This is a genomic window from Paenibacillus sp. S28, assembly GCF_016624415.1.
Lineage (GTDB): Bacteria > Bacillota > Bacilli > Paenibacillales > Paenibacillaceae > Paenibacillus_AQ > Paenibacillus_AQ favisporus.
The window spans coordinates 45894-70000 of the sequence record NZ_JACVTM010000023.1; the positions used below are offsets into that span (position 1 = coordinate 45894).

Below are 24107 nucleotides of genomic sequence, written 5' to 3' on the forward strand. Positions count from 1 at the left end.
TTGGCCAGCGAGAATATCGTCATTAAGGGTGCAAGGGCCCACAATTTAAAAAATATAGATATCACGATTCCCCGTGATAAATTCGTTGTTTTAACCGGACTGAGCGGTTCGGGAAAGTCCTCCTTGGCGTTTGACACGATTTATGCGGAAGGGCAGCGCCGTTATGTGGAGTCACTGTCCGCGTACGCGCGGCAGTTTTTGGGACAGATGGAGAAGCCGGACGTCGACTCGATCGACGGGCTGTCTCCGGCCATATCGATTGACCAGAAGACGACGAGCCGCAACCCGCGCTCTACCGTCGGAACGGTAACCGAGATTTACGATTACCTGCGGCTTCTGTTTGCCCGTGTGGGCCATCCCCACTGTCCGGAGCACGGCATTGAAATCACGTCCCAGACCGTGGAACAGATGGTCGACCGGATTATGCAGTATCCGGAGAAGACGCGTCTGCAGCTGCTGGCACCGATGATTTCCGGCCGGAAGGGCGAGCACAAGTCTTTGTTTACCGACGTGGCCAAGCAGGGCTTCGTACGCGTACGGGTAGACGGCGAGCTTCGCGATCTTTCCGAAAATATCGAACTGGAGAAAAACAAGAAGCACTCGATCGAGGTCGTTGTCGACCGGATCGTCGTTAAGGAAGGTGTGGAAGCACGTCTGGCGGACTCCATCGAGACGGCGCTGAAGCTGTCCGGAGGCCAGCTGCTGGTCGATATTATGGGCCAGGAAGAGCTGCGTTTCAGCTCCAATTTCGCCTGCCCGATCTGTGGATTCAGCATTGAAGAGCTGTCCCCGCGGATGTTCTCGTTTAACAGTCCGTTCGGGGCCTGTCCGGAATGCGACGGACTTGGCGTGAAGATGATCGTCGACCCTGAGCTGCTGATTCCGGACCGGGAGAAGTCGATCGATGACGGCGCTTTTCTGGCGTGGACAGGCAGTACGTCCAACTATTATCCGCAATTTTTGAAATCGGTATGTGAGCATTACAACATTCCTCAGAATGTTCCGGTCAGCCAGCTGAAGGATGAAGACATGAACAAGCTGCTGTACGGAACGGGGAACCAGAAGGTCCGCTTCCGTTACGAAAATGACTTCGGGCAGCGGAAAGAAGCGTTTGTGGTATTTGAGGGCGTCATTCCAAACCTGGAGCGCCGTTACCGTGAAACAGCTTCCGAAGGCATCCGCGAATTTATCGAAAACTTCATGAGCGCGAAGCCGTGCGAAGTCTGCAAGGGTCACCGTTTGAAGAAAGAAGTGCTTGCCGTAACCGTCAATGACTACAATATGGCACATGTGACGAGCCTGTCCATCGGCGAAGCGATGAAGCTGTTTGACCAGCTGGAGCTGTCCGAGAAGGAACGCTCGATTGCGAATTTGATCTTGAAGGAAATTAACGCGCGTCTCGGATTCCTCGTGAATGTCGGGCTCGATTACCTGACGCTGAGCCGGGCCGCGGGCACACTCTCCGGGGGAGAGGCCCAGCGGATCCGCCTGGCTACGCAGATTGGCTCCAGCCTGATGGGCGTGCTCTACATTCTCGATGAGCCGAGCATCGGTCTGCACCAGCGGGACAACGATCGGTTGATTTCCACGCTGGAGCATATGCGGGACATCGGCAATACGCTCATCGTCGTAGAGCATGACGAGGACACCATGATGGCCGCCGACTATATCATCGATATCGGTCCGGGTGCGGGTATTCACGGCGGCCGTGTCATCGCTCAAGGCACGCCGGAGGAAATCATGAAGGATCCGAATTCCTTGACCGGCCAATACCTGAGCGGACGCAAGTTCATCCCGGTCAATACGGAACGCCGTAAGCCGGATAACCGCTGGCTGGAGATCCGCGGAGCGAAAGAGAACAACCTGAAGAACATCAATGCCAAAATTCCGGTGGGTGTCTTCACGGCAGTAACGGGGGTTTCCGGTTCGGGCAAATCGACGCTCGTGAATGAGATCCTGTACAAAACGCTTGCCAAGGAGCTCAACAAGGCGGTCAAGGTCAGACCCGGCCAGCACAAGGAAATTCGCGGGCTCGAGCATCTGGAGAAGGTCATCGACATCGACCAGTCACCGATCGGCCGTACGCCGCGTTCCAATCCGGCAACCTACACCGGTGTGTTTGATGATATCCGTGACATTTACGCGCAGACGAACGAGGCCAAAATCCGCGGTTATAAAAAGGGACGCTTCAGCTTTAACGTGAAGGGCGGACGATGCGAAGCCTGCCGTGGGGACGGCATCATTAAGATCGAGATGCACTTCCTGCCGGACGTCTACGTACCGTGCGAAATCTGCAAAGGCAAACGCTATAACCGGGAAACGCTGGAGGTTAAGTATAAGGAAAAGAGTATCGCCGACGTGCTTGAAATGACGGTGGAGGATGCGACGGAGTTTTTCAAAAACATTCCGAAAATCCACCGCAAGCTGCAGACGCTGCTCGACGTGGGCCTGGGCTATGTTACCTTGGGACAACCGGCCACGACGCTGTCAGGCGGTGAGGCGCAGCGCGTGAAACTGGCGTCCGAGCTGTACCGGCGCAGCACCGGCAAGACGCTCTACATTCTGGATGAGCCGACGACCGGTCTACATGTCGACGATATCGACCGTTTGCTGACTGTGCTTCATCGCCTGGTTGATTCCGGGGAATCCGTGCTCGTCATTGAGCACAACCTGGACGTTATTAAGACGGCCGATCACATTATCGACCTGGGTCCTGAAGGCGGCAGTGGCGGCGGAACGATTATTGCCTCCGGTACGCCGGAGCAAATCGTGAAGGTCGAGCAGTCGTACACAGGCAAGTACCTGAAGCCGATCCTGGAGCGCGACACGGCGCGCAGCGAAGCTTTGAAGGTGACGAGCTAAGTTCATTCCGGTAACGATATCAGCGTAGGGTGGTCTGGGACAGAACCATAACGCGAAATCAGCATACGAGGAATATAGGTTCAGATCATGTCTCCATTCCGCCGCGAGGCGGGGAGGCATGATTTTTTTTGAAGAGATCAGAAAGTATACGTTTCGGAGCCTCCGCTTCCTGATCTCGCAATAAAAACTTCCGCTAGACGCGGTCTGTCTTCTTTGAAGGTACGTCGAAAGACGTTTTTCTTATATGAAGAAAGCATAAACTTCGAAGCTTCTGTGTAAGTTGAACCAAAGAATACGATGTAAGCAAGGGAGTAAAATGATTCCGAAGAAGCGAAGCGGTCACATTTGGCTTTCGGATTTCAACCTTAGGTGGGTTCAATACAATCAAGAAATCCGAAAACAAGAGGGATCGTAGGAACATTTTACGTACTTGCCCCATCATCCATTTCAATTTTCATTTATATGGATTCCTTATACTTTATGATATATCCGCCATCCCACCCTCCATGGTCACTGAGCAGGATCCATGAGCCATCCGGAAATAAGCGCCATTTTTCATAAATTGAAGCCAACCGGGGTAATAATATTAAGGATTAGGTTTCTACACATGCACATGGTAATTGTCCGAGGCCACAAGCCCCAATTACCAGAAAAAGGCGATTTTATGACAATTTCAATTTTTTACATCCGAAGTCTTGCATCTCATCGCCCAGAACGATAACATGTAGAGAGATATGTAAAATGAGCGAAGCCACAAGAGGAGGTCCAACCATGTTGCTTGCAGAAGCTGCTGCATCGGCTGCATCCAAATTCAATACCTTTGACGTATTCATGATCCTGTTTACGATTTTGATCCTGATCGGGGTTATCCGTCTGGTGAAGCAACCGGTTAAGAACAAATTTGCAATCGGATTCAGCGTGATTTGCTTGCTGGTCTTTTTAGCGTCCGACTTTGCTATGATCCAGAACTGGATGAGCTAATCGGATACTACTCCAACGAAATTGCGACGAATGAAGACACCTTTCGCTAACCGGCGGACAAGGGGTCTTTTTTTGTTTAAGCCATTGGGATTCAGGCTGTGGAAATTTCCTATTAAATATAGGGCTTCCAGCAATTGTACACGCCCGGTTTGTGTGATACATTGAGGCTATGATTCAGGGGAAAGGATAGACTCCGGAGATCTGCAGATCAAGATAAAGATAAGGTCAGGTGAGGGAATGAAACCGACGGGGAAAAAGTGGGTCATTACGCTGCTCAGTACGATCGTGCTCGTCAGTGGAAGCGCGGCGGCCGAGGCACAGAGCACAGGCAAAACGGCCACAGCGGCATCCAAGGCGGGACAAGCTGCGCAGAAGGCAAAAACAGCAGCATCAAGCGCATCTACAGCAAAGAAGGTCAACGTCCAGGTGGCAGCGGATCCGGTCCCGCAAATCGTCAAAGACATATCGCCTTCGGTTGTAGGGATTATCGGCCGCTCGACGGATACGACGCTGACGGGAGGCGCAACCAACCGCTACAATTTGGCGCACGGTACAGGAGTCATCGTGAAGTCCAACGGTTGGATCGTTACCAACGCGCATGTGGTGAACGGACTGGAAGGTACGCTGGTCGTCACATCCGATGGCAAATCGTATAGCATTGTGGATTCATACATAGACGAAACAAGTGATATTGCCTTAATCAAAATCAATGCCAAATCTTTAGTGCCTGCGGTCTTTGCCAAGTCAGCGCAAACTGCGCAGGTGGGGGAGAAGGTCATTGCGATCGGTACGCCGATCTCTTTTTCCCTGCGCAATTCGGCGACGGTAGGCGTCGTCAGCGGTCTGAACCGGGGCGTGAACGCTTTTTACCGGCTGATCCAAAGCGATACGGCAATTAACCCGGGCAACAGCGGGGGGCCGCTCGTCAATATGCGGGGCGAAGTGATCGGGATTAACAGCCTGAAGTTCGCAGCCGTCGGTGTGGAAAATATGGGCTTTTCCATCCCTTCGGATACGGTACAGTACGTGATGGGACAACTGTTCAAGTATGGGGAAGTAAAGCGCCCAAGCCTCGGATTCAACATGGAAGAGAGCTGGTCTGCCATTGTCGGACTGCCAACGGACGATCCGTTAACCGTAACGAAGGTCTTCTCGGATCAGGCCAAAAAAGCCGGCATTCAGGAGGACGACGTGCTCTACAGCATTAACGGCAAGCGGGTGACCTCGGTCGTGGACATCAACGAAATGTTTAAGTCCTTTTTACCGGGGCAAACGGTTAAGCTGCTTATGCAGAGCGGCGGGGATATCGTGGAGCGGAAGCTGGTTCTGTCGCAGGCGGGCGCCGATGGTGATGCCTACAATGACGAGAGCGGACCGGGAGAAGAATTTTAATGGGGAAGAAGGGACAGTCACGAATGAAGGGAAGCGCATTGCGTAACATCGGATCGGCGGCACTGGCCGGCATCATCATGCTGGCAGCCGCATTGCCCGCGTGGGCGGACAGCAGCTCGGACAAGCTGACATTGCAGCTCAAGACGGGAAGCACTGCAGCGGTGATTAACGGGCAGACGGTACAAATTTTGAAGCCGTTCAAGAAAAATGGAACCGTAATGGTTCCGCTGGGCGTGTTCAGCAAAGCGTTCGGCAGCGAAGTAAAGCTGGAAAAAAACAATGTGGTCAAAATCGGATACGGCCCTCATCAGATCAGCTTAACGATCGACAGCCAGCTGGCCTGGGTGGACGGACGCAAAGTGAAGCTGGAAGCTGCCCCGTCCATGATGAACGGCACCCTGATGGTTCCGCTTCGTGTGGTGGCGCAAGGCATCGGAGCGCAAATGAATACAGGGTCGGCGGGGGAATGGGTGATCAGCCTGAAACCTTCGGAGGATGATGCCAGTCCGCAGGATCCAGGGATCGATTCGGATGTAGGCAAGACGAAGATCGGCAACAGCTACTACGGCTGGACGATGAATTATCCGAGCGGCCTGATCGTTGGCAGCGGCGATGAGACCGAGAGTATTACGTCTTTTAACGATGCAGAGGAAAAGTACTACATTGAAGTCCACGCTTCCGATGAGGATGCGGATCTAAGCACCGATGATTTGCTGGATCGGCTGGTGGAGGACGCCAAAAAAGGCGGCGAGATGGTAGTGGACCGGGGGACCTTCCCGAAAGCAAAGGTGCCGTATGCCCGTATTGTGACCAAGGATGGGGACGGAACCTTCTGGGAGTGCCGGATGTATTCGGGCCATAATCGTCTGTACGAGCTGTATTTTGCTGATCTGCAGGCGTCCAACTACAAGGACCTGAATAAATATGCCGGGCTGCTGAACTCTTTTGATACGAGCTTTAATCCGGCGGACAAAACCGTGAAGGATCTGTCGACTGTCAAAAATGGCATGCGCGGCGTGTATAACGAGGATTACGGCATTGCTTTAGACATCCCGGCCGACTGGAGCATGGACAATGCGGACATGTATTATGAAGGCAAGGACGGCAGTTACTTGAAGCTGAACGTGTCCACTGGACCCAAAGGCGACTCGCTCGATCAGTGGGGCGGACAGATGAAGAAATGGCTGGAAGAGTCCTTCGTCAAAACTTCGTATGAGGTCGTCAATACTTACCCGCTGGAGGTATCCGGGGAACAGGCGCTGGTGAACGAAGCCAGGTATAACTATGGTGACGGCTGGATCCGTGAATATGAAGTGATGATTTTGAAGGACGGCTACCGCTATTATGTGGAATATGCAGCTCCGGAAGACCAGCCGGCGGATGTGGCCAAGTTCAAGGATTTGATGAAAGGGATCAACATTGATTTTACGGTCGTACCGGAATCCTTCGGGAGTATGGAAGAGAATACGTTCCTGATCGATAAATCCAAGAGAACGACCAAAACGTCCAAAACCTATCAGTACCAAATTCGTATTCCGCAGTACTGGAGCGCGAATCGCGACCAGCTTGAGCTGTCGCCGGTGGAGTATCAGTTCGTGGGCGGACGCATGATGATCACGGCCGAGAAGGATAGCTCTTTTGAAGAAGCCGTAAGCCAGCTGAAGTCGTTCTACAATGAAGCCGTGAAGTATCAGAAAGATTTGAAGCTGGAAAAGGTAGAGAACACGACCTTTGCCGGCGAGCCGGCTGTCGTCTTTTCTATCCATCAGGTGAAGGACGGCATTCCGTACAGCGCGCGCCAAATCGTCGTTCAGCATAACGGTACGGTGTATACGCTGTCCGCGTCCCTAAATGACGCCAACGCCACGGATATTCAGAAGAAGACGCTGGATGAGACGCTGAATTCTTTTACGTTTACGAAAAAGGATGAAGTCAAGACGACTGCGGCTGCCGGACAGAGCTGACCGGCGGATGTTAGATGGTGCTGCCGAATAAGTGAAGTAGAATATATGTGACCAGGAACCGGGATAGCCGAAGGCTGTTCCGGTTTTTGGTGTGGCTGGTGGGATCTGAGATGCATTAGAGGGTGATGGCTTTAGTTGTGAAGGTGGTCTGGGTCGTTATAGATGATCTGATGGCTTAAAGCTGTGCCGGGCGTCTGGCGGAAACGTCTTAGAGGTGCTCGGTTTTGCTGCATATGGAGCTTTTTTACACCACATAAGCCGCGCATGGCCATTCACTTAGTTTGCACCCTACCAAACACGGATAACCTGATAATATGCAAATGCGAAAATTGCTGCCTTCCTATGGGAATCGAGATAATTCGTGGGGATAGTAGAAGGATCGGAAGATGTCTGGTACACTAGATAAGTTAAAGCAGAAGTTGTGCTGGTGATTCTTTTCGTTAGGTCAGCAATGAGTACGAGAATTCTAGAATTTGAACCGGCAGGACCGGTTTGGGAGGATATAGATGAACAAACAGGCATTAAGAAGGGAAGACGTGGAGCTTCTGGCGCCGGCCGGCGACTGGGACTGCATGCGTGCGGCGGTAGCCAACGGAGCGGATGCGATCTTTTTCGGCGTGGAAAAGTTTAACGCCCGTGCCCGGGCGAACAACTTCCGGATGGCGGAGTTGCCGGAGATCATGTCGTTTCTTCACAGCTATGGCGTGAAGGGCTTTTTGACGTTTAACATTTTGGTGTTTGAAAACGAGCTGGAGGATGCCAAGGAACTGATCGACGCCTGTATCGATGCGGGCGTGGATGCTGTGATTGTGCAGGATTTGGGGCTGGTGAAGCTGATCCGGGAAATTTCCCCGGACTTCCCGATTCACGGCTCGACCCAGATGACGATCACTTCGCCGGAAGCGGTGGAATTCACCAAGCCGTGGGGTATGGAGCGTGTCGTGCTGGGACGTGAAAACAACCTGAAGCAGATTCAAAAAATCGGGGAACAGGCGAAGCTTCCGATGGAAGTGTTCGTTCATGGCGCCCTGTGCGTCTCCTATTCCGGTCAGTGCCTGACGTCGGAAATGTGGGGCGGCCGCTCAGCCAACCGCGGTGAATGCGCGCAGGCCTGCCGCCTGCCGTACGACCTGATCGTGGACGGCGAACAGAAGCCGATGGGCGATGTGGCTTATCTGCTGTCGCCAAAAGATTTGGCGGCCATCGATTTGATGCCGGAGCTGATCGAGGCGGGTGTTACGTCCTTTAAAATCGAAGGGCGCCTGAAGAGCCCCGAGTACGTGGCCAACGTGGTCAGCAAGTACCGCAAGGCGATTGACCGTTACTTTGACGGCGACAATACACCGCCGAGCGAAGAGGAAATGCGTGAGCTGCAGCAGAGCTTTTCGCGCGGCTTTACGCACGGATTCCTCGAAGGCACGAACAACAAACAGCTGGTCGACGGCACGTTCCCGAAAAGCCGCGGCGTGTATGTCGGCCGGGTCGAAAAGATCCTGCGCGACGGCGTCGTCTGCAAGATCGAAGCTCCGCTGAAGCGCGGGGACGGCATCGTGTTCGACGCCGGCGACCCGACGAAGCAGGAAGAGGGCGGACGGATTTACGACCTGCGCCGCAAAGGCGTCAAGATTGACGGGGAAGCTGGCGAAGGCTGGATCGTGGACATCGTTCCGGGCCGGAGCGACGTGGATCTGCGTAAGCTGCATGTCGGCGACCGTATCTGGAAAACGAACGATCCGGCGCTCGACAAGCGTCTGCGCCAAACGTTCGAGACGGAGAAGCCGTACCGGGTGTTCCCGGTACATGTAAAGGCCGTGGGCCATGCCGGCGGTCTCCTGACGACCGTCTGGACCGACGTGCAGAAGGGCACGACGGTGCAGGTGGACTCGGAGATGGAGCTGGAAATCGCCAAGAAGCGGCCGATGGATTACGCTCTGCTCGAAGAGCAGTTCGGCCGCCTGGGCGGCACCTTCTACCAGCTCGAGAAGCTGGACGTCGACCTGCAGGGTGACGTCATCGTGCCGATGCGCGAGCTGAACAATATTCGCCGCCGGGCGGTGGAGCTGCTCGCAGGCGAGCGCCCGAAGCCGCCCGTGTACGTGAAACGGGCGGCGACCGTGTTCAGCGATGCCGCGCACAGCGCATCGCCGGTGGCCCGCGGTGAGGCGAAGCTCACCGCGCTGTGCCGCAGCCTCCCGCAGGTGGAGGCTGCGCTCGAAGCCGGCGTAGAGATGATATACGCCGACTTCGAGTTCATCAAGCAGTTCCCGGCAGCGGTGGAAGCCGTTCATGCCGCCGGCAAGCGGATCGCGCTGGCGACGCCGCGCATCCATATGCCGAACGAGAACGGCTACCACAAAAACATCCTGCGCCTCAAGCCGGACGCCGTGCTTGTGCGCAACACCGGGGCGCTGTACTTCTACCTGCGCCACCGGATGGAAAACCCGGATGCCGATCATCCGCAGCTGATTGGCGATTTCTCGCTGAACATCGCCAACCACAAAGCGGTGGATCTGTTCCTCGAAGCCGGCTGTGACCTGGTCACGCCGTCTTACGACCTGAACATCCAGCAGATGGTCGATCTGCTGGAGCGCTCCAAGACGTCACAGATGGAGATCGTCATCCACCAGCATCTGCCGATGTTCCATACGGAGCACTGCGTGTACTGTACCTTCCTGAGCGAAGGCACCGACTTCACGAACTGCGGCCGTCCGTGCGAATCGCACCGGGCGTCCCTGCAGGACCGCATCGGCATGTCCCACCCGGTCCGCGTGGACGAGGGCTGCCGCAACACGGTCTACAACGCCATCGAGCAGTCCGGTGCCGAGTACCTGACGAACTTCATGGATCTCGGCGTCTCGACCTACCGCGTCGAGTTCCTGGAGGAAACGCCTGAACAGGTGCACGAGGTCATCGACCTGTACAACCGTGCCCTGCGCGGCGAAATCAGCGGCACACAGGTGTGGAAGACGCTGAAGGCGACGAATCAGCTGGGCGTAACTCGTGGACAGCTGGTGAAATAAGAAAAAATAAATGAAGGCAGAATCCGCCATGTCGTGCGGATTCTGCCTTTTTTATGTGATAACCCTGAGATCAACCGAGCGTATGCTTATGATAATGGCTTGTTTTTTATCTCTAAAATATTCATTTCCTCGTGCTGGATGTATGGTGTATTGTATATATATGGAATTTGGAAGTGTTAACTACAGCTCATTCGATTCTCCCCTAAACCTCTCTGACCCCACTCCCTTGAAACAGTTTTCCCTAAGATGATTTATGACTTAAAAAGGGCGGACCAATAGATCACCCTACGGTTTGGTAGCACCATATATTAATAAGAATGAATTCAAATTTGGTTACTTACAAGACTACCATTAGGGGGCCTTCCGTGTGAAAGTGAATCAATTACGCTTGGCAGATGCCGTATGGATTGAACCTGTTGTTCATGGTGACAACCGGGGTTTTTTTATGGAGGGGTATAACGAGGCTGTGCTGCGCCAGCAGGGAATTACGCACACATTCGTTCAGGATAATCAATCGCTCTCCGCAGAGGCGGGCGTCATCCGCGGCCTTCACTATCAATTGAACCCCAAAGCCCAGACCAAGCTGGTCCGCGTTCTGAGCGGTGCGATTTATGATGTGATTGTGGATGTCCGGCGGGATTCAGCGACGTTTGGAGAGTGGACCGGCGTGATTCTTAGTGAGTATAACAAGCGGCAGCTGCTTGTCCCCAAAGGGTTCGCCCACGGATTCTGCACGCTGGTTCCGGGTACGGAGGTTCTGTATAAGGTGGATGAATATTATTCTCCTGAACATGACCGGGGCATCTTGTGGAACGACCCTGCGCTTGGCATCGACTGGCCGGTCTCCAGTCCGATCCTGTCGGATAAAGATCAGCGCCATCCTCTGCTGAAGGATGCGGAGCTTAACTTTTGATTACGACCAGGAGGGATCAAACGATGGGAAGGAAAATGCTCGTTACCGGCGGAGCGGGGTTTATCGGAAGTAATTTTATTATATACATGCTGCAAAAGTATCCTGAATTGGATATCGTCAATATGGATGCACTGACGTATGCCGGCAACCTCGAAAACCTCAGCTCCATCCAGAATCATCCTCATTATACATTTACGGCGACCAACATTATGGATGCGGAGGCTGTGGAATCATGGTTTCAGCAAGGGATCGATATCGTCGTCAACTTTGCGGCTGAATCCCATGTAGACCGGAGCATTCTGGAACCGGATATTTTCGTGAAGACAAATGTGCTGGGGACGCAGGTGCTGCTCGATGCAGCCCGGAAGCATGAGGTGACCAAATTCGTTCAGGTGTCCACCGACGAGGTATACGGTACGCTGGGAGATACGGGCCTTTTTACGGAAGAAACACCGCTGGCTCCAAACAGTCCTTACTCCGCGAGCAAAGCCGGAGGAGATCTCATGGTCCGGGCCTATTATGAAACATTTGGACTGCCCGTAAATATCACCCGCTGTTCCAACAATTACGGTCCGTATCAGTTTCCGGAAAAGCTGATCCCGCTCATGATTTCCCGCGCCCTCAACGAGCAGCCGCTGCCTGTTTACGGCGACGGATTGAATATTCGGGACTGGCTGTACGTCGAAGACCACTGCTCTGCCATCGACCTTGTCATCCATCAGGGCAAGCCGGGCGAGGTTTATAACATTGGAGGCAACAATGAGCGGACGAACCTTCATATTGTCAGAACAATATTGGAGGAACTGGGTAAACCGGAATCATTAATTACGCATGTTCAGGATCGGCCGGGGCATGACCGCCGTTACGGAATCGATCCTGCCAAAATAACGAGGGAACTTGGATGGAAGCCGAAGTACGATTTTGAATCCGGCATCAAGGAGACGATTCAGTGGTATCTGGATCATAAGGATTGGTGGGCGCGTATTCAGTCCGGTGAGTATCAGGATTATTACAAGAAGCAGTACGGTTCGCGTTTGGGGGACGGCTTATGAAAGTCCTTGTGACAGGGGCCGAAGGACAGCTAGGCCGGGATGTGACCGCCTTGTTCCAGCAAGCGGGGCATCAGGTTCTGGGCTGCGGGCGCTCCATGCTCGATATTACCCGTTGGGATGCATGCCAGCAGGCCGTTGCTGATTTCGGGCCGGACACGATTGTCCACTGCGCGGCCTACACGGCCGTGGATGCGGCAGAAACGGACATTGACGGGGCTTACCGGGTTAATGCGATCGGCACCAGGAATATGACGACGGCAGCGGAGAACTGCGGAGCCAAGCTGGTATACATCAGCACGGATTATGTTTTTAACGGAAGGTCTTCGGTTCCTTACCGAGAATATGACGAGACTGATCCCCAGAGCGTCTACGGCAAAACCAAACGGGCTGGTGAGCAATTCGTGCAGAGCCTGTCTTCCCGGTACTTCATCGTCCGGACCTCTTGGGTATATGGTGCGCATGGAGCCAATTTTGTTAAAACGATGCTGCGCCTCGGTCAAGAAAAGCCCGTGCTGCAGGTCGTCAACGACCAACTGGGTTCTCCTACGTTTACAGTAGATTTGTCCCGCTTTCTACTCGAACTCGTCCAAACAGAGAAATACGGGATTTACCACGCCTCCAATGCGGGGCAGTGCACCTGGTTTGACTTCACCCGGGCTATTTTTGACGAAGCGGACAAAGCAGGAATCCAGCTGACCGCACGGCTTGAACCCTGCACAACGGCTCAATTTCCCCGTCCGGCTCCCCGTCCTGCATATTCGGTCATGGATCACATGGCGATTCGGGCCAATGGGCTGACTGATTTGAGGGATTGGCGGGAGGGACTTCATGATTTTATTCAAGATCTATCTACCCAAAATCAAGGAATAGAGTAGATTAGAACTCTCTTAATGAAAAGTTCGCTCAGGCACCGGCTGCTGCGGTGCTTTTTTCTTTTCCCAACATTCCCCTCCCCCTTTCATCGTTTGACACCCCTCCCGTCCGGGTAATCTCTACTAACTAATCTCTTTCTTCGGCTCCCAACGAATCAGACACGCTCCCCTCACGCTTACGCTGGTGAAAAGGATGTGATATCGATGAGGAAATGGGTGGCATTGATGGCGCTGGTCGTGGCGGCAGGCCTGATGATGTGGGTTCCCCAGGGTAGCTCCAAGGACATCAACAACAATTTTACCGATTACCGGGTCATTTCCCACGCGATGGGTGGGATCCGCGAGCATGCGTACACGAATTCCTACGAGGCGTTTATTGCCAACTATGAAAAAGGAAACCGCGTATTCGAGGTGGATCTGCTACTGACCGCGGACGGCCATTTGGTGGCCAGGCACGAATGGACGCAGTACATGACCGAGCTGCTGGGGCAAAAGGGTGAGCTTCCGGAGGACAAGCAGTCGGGGAGACTGACCTACAGCGACTTCAAAAACAGTAAAATCCTCGGCACATACGAGCCGCTGGATTGGTCGGATATTTTGGACCTGATGGAGCATTATCCCGATATTTATATCGTGACGGATACGAAGGAGCAGGAGCCGGCGGATATGCAAAAAGAGCTGGAGATCCTCGTGGATACGGCGAAAAAACGCGATCCCGCGCTGCTGGAAAGGGTCGTGCCGCAAATTTACGATCAGCCGATGCTGGACATGGTGAACGGTATTTATGAATTTCCGTCCATTATATACACGCTGTATGCTACCAAGGATACGGATCAGGAAGTCATCGATTTTGCTGCCAGTCATTCGATTGAGGCAGTTACAATCCCGGAATCCCGGGCGAAGCCTGATTTTCTGGCCAAGCTGAAAAAAGCGGGAATCACGGCTTATGTGAATACGATTAACGATCCTTCCGAAATTGGCAGGCTGCAGCGAATGGGGGTTACGGGCGTGTATTCCGACTTTGTAACGGAACAAGAGCTTGGGGATAACCGCTGGCTTGTTGCCCTCGGGTGGTAATTGCACCCAAATTATTCACCTGATGAATCGTTTATGACCTGAAAGATATGCTTCTCTACCCGGAGCATATCTTCTTTTTTGCGTGCGGCGGATTGGTGAAAAAATGTTCGCATTTTATGCGAACACAAATTGACACTCACCCGGTGCTGACATAGACTAGATTTATGAAGATTTGTCGTGGAGGAATGCCGTTTGATGCAAATGATTATGCCATGGAGGCATGTGTTTAAGCTTGACCCGGATAAGGAGATCGCCGATGAGGCGCTGGATGCGGTGTGCATGTCCGGTACGGACGCCGTCATGGTCGGCGGGTCCAGCGGGGTAACGTTCGACAACACCGTGGAGCTGCTGTCCCGAATTAGGCGATATGAGGTCCCTTGCGTGCTGGAGGTGTCCGACCTGGAGGCGATCGTACCGGGTTTTGATCTGTATATGATCCCCATGGTGCTCAATGCTTCGGATTCGGCATGGCTCGTTGGCCATCATCAGCGGGCGGTGGAGGAATATGGATACATGATCCCGTGGGAGCTGCTCGTTCCCGAAGGATATATCGTCCTGAACGCCGACTCCACAGTTGCCCGCTTGACCGGAGCACAGACCGAGCTGGATGCGGCCGGAGCAGCAGCGTATGCCCAGGTCGCGGACAAGCTGATGTCTCTGCCGGTTGTCTATGTGGAGTACAGCGGGACGTTCGGGGACATGGAGACCGTGCGTCACATTCACCGCTCGCTTAACGGGGCCAAGCTGTTCTATGGCGGAGGCATCAAGGATGCCGATTCGGCCCGTCAGGCTGCTGACGTTTGCGACACCATCGTCGTCGGCAACGCCGTTTACGAAGATTTGAAGCAGGCGCTGCTGACGGTTAAGGCTATTAAGGAATAAAAGTAAGTGGATTTAGACTGTTGTCGGTACTACCTATAATCCTCAAATGCATATAACCGCTAACCGGTATAATAGATGCTGGCCGTTGGGCCACACTGCATACCGCTTTTATGATGTCCTATCATATTTGTGAATTTCTATAGCAGGAAGGAGCATGCACGCATGCAACCTATTGATATACAACAGGCAATACAACGACTGAACCCGCAGCAGCGCCAAGCCGTGGAAGCCACGGACGGCCCGCTGCTCATCATGGCCGGCGCGGGCAGTGGCAAGACCCGGGTGCTGACGCACCGGATCGCTTACCTGATCGCAACCCGCAAAGCTCCGCCTTGGGGCATTCTGGCCATTACGTTTACCAACAAAGCCGCACGCGAGATGCAGGACCGGGTAGCCAAGCTGGTCGGCAATGAGGGCCGGGACATTTGGGTGTCCACGTTCCACTCGATGTGCGTCCGCATTTTGCGGAGAGATATTGAACGCATCGGATTCACCTCGAACTTTTCCATTCTGGACTCCACAGACCAGCTGTCCGTTATCCGCAACTGCATGAAGGATCTGAACCTCGACACGAAGAAATTCGAGCCGAAGGCGATCCAATCCGTAATCAGCACGGCGAAGAACGAACTGGTGACGCCGGCGCAGTATGAACAGAAGGCGGGAGACTATTTCGAAGGCTTGGTCGCCAAGGTGTACACGATGTACCAGAAGCGGCTCAAGGCCAACAACTCGCTGGACTTTGACGATTTGATCATGGCTACGATCCAGCTGTTTAAGGAAGTGCCGGAGGTTCTTGATTTTTATCAGAAAAAGTTCCAGTACATTCATGTCGACGAGTACCAGGATACGAACCGGGCGCAGTACATGCTGTGCCGGATGCTGGCCGACAGCCATCACCGGATTTGCGTCGTCGGCGACAGCGACCAGTCCATTTACCGCTGGCGTGGCGCGGACATCAGCAACATTTTGAATTTTGAAGAGGATTATCCGGAAGCGCGCACGATTCTGCTCGAACAGAACTACCGCTCGACCTCGACGATCCTGAACGCGGCGAACGAAGTCATTGGACAGAACACCGGCCGCAAACCGAAGAAGCTGTGGACCGATAAAGGCGAAGGCGCGAAGATTAAAGTGTACCGGGCGGACTCGGAGCATGACGAAGGGTATTTCGTCACCTCGGAAATCAGCAAGAACGTAAACCAGGGCAAGTCGTACCAGGATCACGCCATCCTGTACCGGACCAACGCCCAGTCCCGGGTGATCGAGGAAATTTTGATCAAGTCGGATATTCCGTACCAAATCGTCGGCGGCATCAAGTTCTACGACCGCAAAGAGATTAAGGATATGCTGGCTTATCTGCGCCTGCTCTCCAATCCGGATGACGATATCAGCTTGACGCGGATCATTAACGTTCCGAAACGGAGCATCGGCGATACGACGGTGGCTAAGCTCGCAGCAGCGGCGGCCGAACGGGGAGCGTCCATCTTCCGCGTGTTGGAGTTCGTTGACGACCTGGGCTTTGCCGGACGGACCCGGAATGCGCTGGTGGAGTTTTACGATATGATTTCGGCCCTTCATCAGATGGTGGAGTACCTGTCCGTCACTGAGCTGACCGAAAAAATACTGGAAATGTCCCAGTACCGGGTCGACCTGCAGCGCGAGAATACGCTTGAATCCCGGTCCCGCCTGGAAAATATCGACGAGTTCCTGTCTGTTACGATGGAATTTGAGAAGAATAATGAAGATAAGTCGCTGGTGGCGTTTCTGACTGATTTGGCGCTCATTGCCGACATCGACAGCATGAATGACAGCGAGGAAGACCGCTCGGATGCGGTTGTCCTGATGACGATGCACAGCGCCAAGGGGCTCGAGTTCCCGGTGGTGTTTATCATCGGCATGGAGGAGGGCGTATTCCCGCACAGCCGGGCCTTCCAAGATAACGAGGAGCTGGAGGAGGAGCGCCGGCTGGCTTACGTGGGGATTACCCGCGCGGAGCAGCAGCTGTTCCTCTCCTGCGCGCAGATGCGCACCTTGTTCGGCCGGACGACGGCGAACCCGCCTTCCCGCTTCCTGGATGAGATCCCGGAAGAGCTGAAGGAAGATACGGTCGTTGCCCGTGACCGCTACCGCCGCGGAGGCAACATTGGCGGTTCTTATGGCGGCAGAGGTTTTGGCAGCGGCGGAAGCAACTTCGGCAGAAGTGCTGCGCCATCCTCGCAGAGCGGTTCGACGGCCACTTCTGTGGGCCGGGAGAGCCGGGTGACGGTGACTACCTCCACTCCGGCCAAAATGGCAGCGGCGAGCAGCACCTCGGACCTCACCGCCCTGAAGGCGGGAGACAAGGTCTCCCACGGCAAATGGGGCATCGGGACGGTCGTTTCGGTTAAAGGCAGCGGCAACGATACGGAGCTGCAGATCGCTTTTCCGGCGCCGGTTGGCGTGAAACGCCTTCTGGCCGGGTTTGCACCGATCACCAAAGTGGAAAATTAAAATTATGAATCTATAGACGGAGGGATGACCCTGCATGGATCCGAAGTTGACCATGGAGCAGCTCGTAGCCGAGCTGAATAAGCACAATTATCAATACTACACGCTGGATGCGCCTGTCATTAGCGATAAAGAGTACGACGCTTTGTACGACCAGCTCGTTGCATTGGAGAAGGAGACCGGCATGACGCTGCCGGATTCTCCGACACAGCGTGTAGGGGGAGAGCTGCTCAAAGGATTTGTCCAGCATCGTCATCTGGCTCCGCTGTGGAGCCTGGATAAGGCCCAAAATATCGAACAGCTTGGCAGCTGGAACGCAAGGGCTGTAAGGCTGGTTCAAGACTATAACAAGAAAAACCCGGATAACCCTCTGCCCGAGCTGAGCTATGCGGTGGAGCTGAAGTTTGACGGGCTAACGCTTAATTTGACTTATACCAACGGAAGATTGGTTCAGGCGGCTACGCGAGGAAACGGTGTAGTCGGCGAAGGCATCCTTCCGCAGATCAAGACGATTAAGTCTGTGCCTTTGAGCATTCCTTACAAAGATGGAACGATCGAGGTCCAGGGCGAAGGGATTATGAACCTCTCTGTGCTTGAGGAGTACAACAAGACGGCGGCTGAGCCACTCAAGAACGCTCGGAACGGGGCGGCAGGAGCGCTGCGCAACCTGAATCCGAAGGTGACGGCCGAGCGCCGGTTGAATGCTTATTTCTACAACGTGGGCTATTCGGATAACATCCGGTTCGACAGCCATAAGGAAATGATGGATTTTCTGCGGGAAAATCACTTTAAAGTCAATCCGTACATCACGTATTTCGATAACTTCGACGATGTGATGGAGCAGCTTGCCGAAATTCAGGAACGCCGTTCCAGCCTGGACTATCTCATTGACGGAGCCGTTATCAAAATCGTTGACATGCGCACGCGCGAGGCGCTCGGGTATACGGACAAATTCCCTCGCTGGGCGGTAGCCTACAAATTTGAGGCGGAAGAGACGACGACCGTGCTGGAGTCCGTCAGCTGGAACGTAGGCCGCACTGGTAAAGTAACTCCGCTCGCCCGGGTAGAGGCAGTGGAGCTGGCAGGCGTTACCGTCCAGAACTGTACGCTGAACAACGTGGGTGACATCGAACGCAAAAACCTGAAATATGCGCTGGGCACGCGCGTGTTTATCCGCCGTTCCAACGACGTTATTCCGGAGATTTTGGGTAAAGTGACCGAAGAGAACGACGGCGGTGAAATCATTTATCCGGAGTATTGCCCGGCGTGCGGCTTCCCACTGGAAATGCGCGGCGCCCATCTGTTCTGCAACAACAAGCTGAACTGCAGGCCGCAAATCATCGGGCGGATTACGCATTTCGCCTCCCGTGACGCGATGGACATCGAGACGTTCAGCGATAAGACAGCCGGACAGCTGTACGACGAACTGAACGTGCGCGAAGCGGCGGAACTGTATGAGCTGACGTTTGAGCAGCTGGTGAAGCTGGATCGTTTTGGCGAGAAAAAGGCGATGAATCTGCTGGAGGCGATTGAGAAAGGCAAGGGAAGGGATCTCGCTTCCTTCCTGTACGCATTGGGTATTCCCAACACCGGCAAATCCACGGCCAAAATGCTGGCGGACCATTACCGGGATCTCCATGCTGTGATGAAAGCCGACATAGAGGAGTTAATCGCTCTTCCGGATGTCGGCGGCATTGTCGCCGAGAGCATCGTGAACTTCTTTGCCGATCCGTTTGTAGTGGCGGGCATCGAGAAAATGCTTTCCCTCGGCGTGCAAGCGAAGGCTCCTGAGGCACCTCAGGCGGTTAAAACCGACTCCTTCTTTAGTGGGAAAACGGTCGTACTGACCGGCACGCTGCACCAAATGACCCGCGACGAGGCGTCGGCGCAGCTGGAGGCGCTGGGAGCGAAAGTGACGGGCAGCGTCTCGGCCAAGACGGACCTCCTCATTGCCGGAGAGAAGGCCGGCAGCAAGCTGGCCAAAGCGAAGCAGCTCGGCATCCAGGTGATCGAGGACGAGGATGAATTTATCCGTCTTTTGAACGAAGAAGCGAACTAGTTATAGAACGTGACTTTAGGACATGACCAACAAAGTCCTGGCTCATTGAAAAATGGGTCCAGGGCTTTTTCTTTTTACCTCATGCTGACATTGCTGTTTTGATCGTCGATGGAACTCGCATGAAGGGGCTCTCTGCATGAAGCCGGATTTCTGCTCGCGGTGGAATTTTAAGGGAATGTTAAGGATTTCGCGGGTGTTTGTTAAGAATTGTCTGGTATCCTTTTGCGCATAGGTGGGTGAGTTTTCCGCTTTGCTGAGAGGAGGCCTGAGTTTTGAGAAAATGGTTAACGGTTCGGGCTGCTTATCTGTATACAGTGACGGGCAGCGCATTGTTAAGCGGTATCGTACTCTTTTTGACATACCGTGTCTTTGTGTGGTCCTATGCGCATGTTTCGCCCGATTCATTTTTTGCCAGGCTGGCCCGTGGTTTGGTGAACTATATTGGTAGAACGCCGATTGCCGCCGTTGTTTTTTTGATCGTGTTTGCCGGTTTGTTCATGCTTCGCTCGCAAAAACTTGCGGATGATATGAAGCAGATCGTGAGAGCGGCAGAGGAGCTGGCAGATCGAGGATCCTTCCGTGAACTGAAAGTTGCCTCGGGTGGTGAGTTAAAAGCATTGGCAAGCCACTTACAAGGCATTCGTAGATGGATGACAACATCTTCAGCCGATCGAATATCCACACCGCCCATCCAAAACGAAACGACCCCGCTTTTGGACAACGAAGAGGTTATGGCAGTCATTTTGCGAATCAAATCTCTGCTCCGCACATTGGAGGCTGCGGATTTGCACAGTCAGCGGCCGCCAGATTTCGATATGGAATCCGTGAAGCGGGAAGCGCAAGGCTTGGAGAGGCTTCTGGAAAGCCTGATGACGGCGTCATGAACAGCCTGCAGGCAAAGGTTTGGCGTAAGGTGATGAGGGGGTTCTACCTCTCGTTCGATGTCGCGGTCATCGGTGCGGTGATCGTACTGGCGGGTCTGTTTTATGTACATACGTACGGAGGCATCGTCGTGGGGCGTCATCCCGAGAAACTGGTATTGCCGGAGTCGAGCATCCTGGTGGCCTCGGATGGGACCAAGCTTCGAAAAATACCACTGCCGGAGTCGGGCTACAGGGCCAAGGCGCAACTGGAAGATATGCCTAATTTGCTGCTGGACACTTTTTTGGCGGTGGAGGACCGGAGTTTTTATAGACATCATGGGCTGGATTACAAAGGGATTGCGCGTGCGGTATACACCAACTCCACCCATATGCGGATTTCGGAAGGCGGCAGCACCATTACACAGCAGCTGGCACGAAATCTGTATCTGAACCGGGATCAAACGCTGCTGCGCAAGCTGAACGAGGCTTCCATTGCTTTGTCGCTAGAGAAACGTTTGTCCAAGCATGACATATTGGAATTGTATTTGAATGAGATTTACATGGGGGATGGGCAATTCGGCATCAAATCTGCGGCGGAGCATTATTTCGGAGTGACGGATCTGAAAAAGCTCAGTGTGGCGCAAATCGCCTCCTTGGCTGCCATTCCGAAGGGACCGTCCATTTACAATCCGTTACATAATGGCGATCTGCCCATACAACGGCGAAACGTAGTGCTTGGCATTATGAAGCGGCAAGGTCTGATTACCCATAATGACATGATGTCTTCCATAAATACGAAATATCAGCCGCCGGCGAAGGTGGATCCTCCTATGGTGGGGGCCTCTTATATGGATGCTGCTCTCAAGGAAGCCGCGCAGCGAACAGGCAAAACGTTGGAAGAGTTGAAGACGGGTGGGTATACCATTGTAACGGGGATGAATATGGCTGCACAGGCTGCACTGGAAGATACGTTCGGCAATCCGGATTTTTTTCCGCCGGATGGCAAGGATCAGCAGGTTGAAGCAGCGATGGTGATTATGGATCATCGGACGGGAGAGATTGTGGCGTTGACCGGAGGCAGGCATCCTGCTGCAGGCAGCTTGAACCGGGCCGTGGTTGATGCCAGGCAGCCGGGTTCCGCCTTTAAGCCGATTATCGCTTACGGCCCGGCCCTTGAGAGCGGTAAATTTTCGCCGGACAGCATGCTTCAGGATCGCAAGATAGCTTACGGGAGCTACAAGCCTCAGAATTTGGGCGGAGCTTATCAGGGGCAAATGACCATGAGGCAAGCGCTGCAGCAGTCTGTAAATGCTCCGGCCGTATGGCTGCTGCAGCAGGTAGGGATTACAAAGGCGACACAATTCGCGGCGAAGCTGGGCATTCCGCTTACCTCTGAGGATGCTAATCTGTCCATTGCGCTTGGCGGCGTTCATTCCGGCGTCTCTCCCTTGAAAATGGCGCAGGCGTACAGCGTGTTTGCCAGTGGAGGGTTTTATCGTGAAGCGCATCTCGTACGGCAGGTTACGGATTCAAAAGGTCGGGTGCTGTATGCCTACCGTCCGGATGAGCGCCAAGTCATTTCGCACTCGACGGCGGAAAATATGACGAGCATGCTGCGCGGCGTCGTGAACGAGGGCACAGGCATGAAAGCGAGGATGAACCGGCCGGTAGCGGGCAAAACCGGCACGACGCAGCTTGGCCTACCCGGTGTCAGTAGCAAGGGGAACCGCGATCTTTGGTTTGTCGGTTATACACCGGAATGGACCGGGGCTGTATGGATGGGGTTTGACAGAACGGATGCGGATAATTACATGACCGCAGGCAGCGGGAAGGCCGCCGCCTTGTTTTCAGCGGTCATGAGGAGGGGGCTTGAACGTTGATTGAAGGGCTGCAAGGAGCGAGTTATGTCCTTTTGGCGTCCGGAAGCCAGGCATTTTTATCGTAACCCCGCTCTTCCCAATAGCCGATATGGTCGCCTTGAATCAATTCAATCCGGTTTAACCATTTGACGGACTTATAAGTATACATTTGGGGAACGATCAGCCGTACCGGACCGCCGAGATCGCTTGGAATGGGCTTGCCGTCGTGCAGAACGGCCACCATAATGTCGTCCATGCGAGCTTGTTCCATCGTTATAGAGTCCGTGTAGACCCCGTCGCCCGAATAAAACTTCACAGTTTGTGCTGCTGGCTGAACCCCGGCTTCATCCAACAATTTTTTTAGGGGAATGCCCTCCCAAGTGTTATGGTACACTGACCAACCGGTGACGCAGTGAAAATCGCTGACCTGAACCACACGCGGGAGGTTTACGAATTGTTCCCAGTTCCACTGCAGCCGTTTATTGACGAGCCCATCTACGGTAAAAGACCAGTTGGCATTATCGAATGAAGGAATGGGGGTTACAGTGTAGATGCGAAAATTCCCCTTAGCTCCGCCACCGATCGGAGTGAGGGATTCCGCGGCAGGCGTGGGTGCCGGAACCAGATGGTTGGCATCCCTTTCGAGCAGCTCCTCCATGTTTTGCTGTGACGAACCGATACTGCTGCCCAACCATTTGATAAAAGAAGGCCCGAACGCTACCGCCATACCTACCCCGATCGCTGATCGGATGAAAGCTCTGCGCGTGTAGAGCGGCTCGTTTGCAGTATTTGCTGCTGCTGGCCGGTCAGCCCCGGACTTCACCGTCCGCCGGTGAGGCTCTTTGAGCCATTGGGTACGGGTAACCGAGTGATAGATGATATAAGGCAGACCCACCCATGTGAAGAGGTCGTGAATCGTCAGAGCGGGGTTAGACCATGCCGGGCCGAATGCTCTGAACTGCCACAATACCACCCCAGAAAGAAACCAGCCGACCAGCAGGAATAGTACGATGATGACATTCCACTTCTGCTTCGGGCGGTCCTTCAGCAGCTTCCAGTGCTTGCCCGCCAGAAAGAGGTAGTAGACGACGGGAAGGAGCAGGGCCAAGCCGACACCGATATGTAGCCATTTCAGCCAGACCCTGCCTCCGCCAAGCACCTCGCGCCAGAAACCGAGGGGAAGAATCACTCCGCTAAATGCCAGAAAGGCAACCATCCATGCGTTCCAGCGGTGAATGGCGGCCAGTTTCTTGCCGATGCCCTTGCGGATCTTGTTTAACCAATCGCTCATTTGTCAGCCTCCTTGTTAAGAAAACACAAAGTAACGGTACTGCGAGTATTGACCTTCTACTTATGATCCTTTTGAGTAGACAAGCACATGGTGAGAACCAACTACAGCAAGAACAGAATTCTAAGCCTGGCGATCAACTGTTAATGCAAAATAGTTACGTCAGTGAAGAAGAGAATTGGCTAACAATAAGTAAGTAAATTTTACCACAATATAAATTTAAAAAAACTGTTGCATAATAGGCGGTAACCGTGATATATTATTTCTTGCCGCTAAACAAGGCGGTGATTCAAATCTTCTCAATGCTTGCTAAATAAGTGTTGACACGAAATGAATGACATGATACAATATAATCCTGCGTCGGATTTGAAAATAATGTCGAATGCAGCGATCAAGTTCCTTGAAAACTGAACAAATGGATGATGTTTTAAACTGAGATTAAATCAATCTCGTCAGATTCAAAATGAGCTACAAACTTTCTTGGAGAGTTTGATCCTGGCTCAGGACGAACGCTGGCGGCGTGCCTAATACATGCA

The 24107-nt window shown here is 53.5% G+C and carries 15 protein-coding genes and 1 rRNA gene (1 of these 16 only partly in view); 15 read left to right on the top strand and 1 reads right to left on the bottom strand.

Translation table 11 applies throughout. The features are described from left to right. The 14 genes from uvrA to IAE55_RS31010 all read left to right on the top strand — a co-directional run bounded on the left by uvrA (window position 1) and on the right by IAE55_RS31010 (window position 22304). Window positions 1–2862 carry an excinuclease ABC subunit UvrA gene (gene uvrA, locus IAE55_RS30945; RefSeq protein ID WP_145162986.1) on the top strand — a complete coding sequence of 954 codons (2862 nt, stop codon included), beginning with the start codon at window positions 1–3 and terminating at the stop codon, window positions 2860–2862. 771 nt (window positions 2863–3633) lie between these two features. After that, window positions 3634–3843 carry a hypothetical protein gene (locus tag IAE55_RS30950; RefSeq protein WP_105444814.1) on the top strand — a complete coding sequence of 70 codons (210 nt, stop codon included), beginning with the start codon at window positions 3634–3636 and terminating at the stop codon, window positions 3841–3843. A gap of 237 nt (window positions 3844–4080) precedes the next feature. Further along, window positions 4081–5235, top strand: coding sequence for a S1C family serine protease (locus IAE55_RS30955; RefSeq protein ID WP_076174514.1), 1155 nt, complete (start codon window positions 4081–4083; stop codon window positions 5233–5235). Continuing rightward, entirely contained in the window at window positions 5235–7199 is a 1965-nt protein-coding gene (locus IAE55_RS30960; protein WP_234489997.1) for a copper amine oxidase N-terminal domain-containing protein, read from the top strand. The genes IAE55_RS30955 and IAE55_RS30960 overlap by 1 nt, the downstream gene beginning before the upstream one ends. 506 nt (window positions 7200–7705) lie before the next feature. Continuing rightward, window positions 7706–10219: a U32 family peptidase gene (locus tag IAE55_RS30965; RefSeq protein WP_145162990.1), complete on the top strand. Its 2514-nt coding sequence runs from the start codon at window positions 7706–7708 to the stop codon at window positions 10217–10219. Between the two features lie 367 nt (window positions 10220–10586). Beyond that, window positions 10587–11132, top strand: coding sequence for a dTDP-4-dehydrorhamnose 3,5-epimerase (gene rfbC / locus IAE55_RS30970; protein ID WP_105444812.1), 546 nt, complete (start codon window positions 10587–10589; stop codon window positions 11130–11132). Window positions 11133–11155: 23 nt separating this feature from the next. Further along, entirely contained in the window at window positions 11156–12184 is a 1029-nt protein-coding gene (gene rfbB / locus IAE55_RS30975) for a dTDP-glucose 4,6-dehydratase (protein ID WP_145162992.1), read from the top strand. Continuing rightward, on the top strand, window positions 12181–13059 hold the full coding sequence (gene rfbD / locus IAE55_RS30980) for a dTDP-4-dehydrorhamnose reductase (protein ID WP_105444811.1): 879 nt from the start codon (window positions 12181–12183) through the stop codon (window positions 13057–13059). The genes rfbB and rfbD overlap by 4 nt, the downstream gene beginning before the upstream one ends. Before the next feature lie 201 nt (window positions 13060–13260). Next, window positions 13261–14133, top strand: coding sequence for a phosphatidylinositol-specific phospholipase C/glycerophosphodiester phosphodiesterase family protein (locus tag IAE55_RS30985; RefSeq protein WP_200634760.1), 873 nt, complete (start codon window positions 13261–13263; stop codon window positions 14131–14133). A gap of 195 nt (window positions 14134–14328) precedes the next feature. Next, window positions 14329–15015: a heptaprenylglyceryl phosphate synthase gene (locus tag IAE55_RS30990; RefSeq protein WP_145028279.1), complete on the top strand. Its 687-nt coding sequence runs from the start codon at window positions 14329–14331 to the stop codon at window positions 15013–15015. A 162-nt stretch (window positions 15016–15177) separates the two neighbouring features. Next, window positions 15178–17505, top strand: coding sequence for a DNA helicase PcrA (pcrA, locus tag IAE55_RS30995; protein WP_200634761.1), 2328 nt, complete (start codon window positions 15178–15180; stop codon window positions 17503–17505). A 34-nt stretch (window positions 17506–17539) separates the two neighbouring features. Next, complete coding sequence (ligA, locus tag IAE55_RS31000; RefSeq protein WP_200634762.1) at window positions 17540–19561, top strand: NAD-dependent DNA ligase LigA; 2022 nt, start codon at window positions 17540–17542, stop codon at window positions 19559–19561. Window positions 19562–19833: 272 nt separating this feature from the next. Beyond that, a complete protein-coding gene (locus tag IAE55_RS31005) occupies window positions 19834–20445 on the top strand; it encodes a hypothetical protein (protein ID WP_200634763.1) in 612 nt (203 codons plus the stop codon). Continuing rightward, a complete protein-coding gene (locus tag IAE55_RS31010) occupies window positions 20442–22304 on the top strand; it encodes a transglycosylase domain-containing protein (RefSeq protein ID WP_200634764.1) in 1863 nt (620 codons plus the stop codon). The genes IAE55_RS31005 and IAE55_RS31010 overlap by 4 nt, the downstream gene beginning before the upstream one ends. A gap of 22 nt (window positions 22305–22326) precedes the next feature. Here IAE55_RS31010 and IAE55_RS31015 read toward each other — a convergent pair whose 3' ends face one another. Beyond that, window positions 22327–23574, bottom strand: coding sequence for a molybdopterin-dependent oxidoreductase (locus tag IAE55_RS31015; RefSeq protein WP_200634765.1), 1248 nt, complete (start codon window positions 23572–23574; stop codon window positions 22327–22329). Between the two features lie 474 nt (window positions 23575–24048). Here IAE55_RS31015 and IAE55_RS31020 point away from each other — a divergent pair. Beyond that, window positions 24049–24107 (top strand): 16S ribosomal RNA (locus IAE55_RS31020); it runs 1494 nt beyond the window's last position.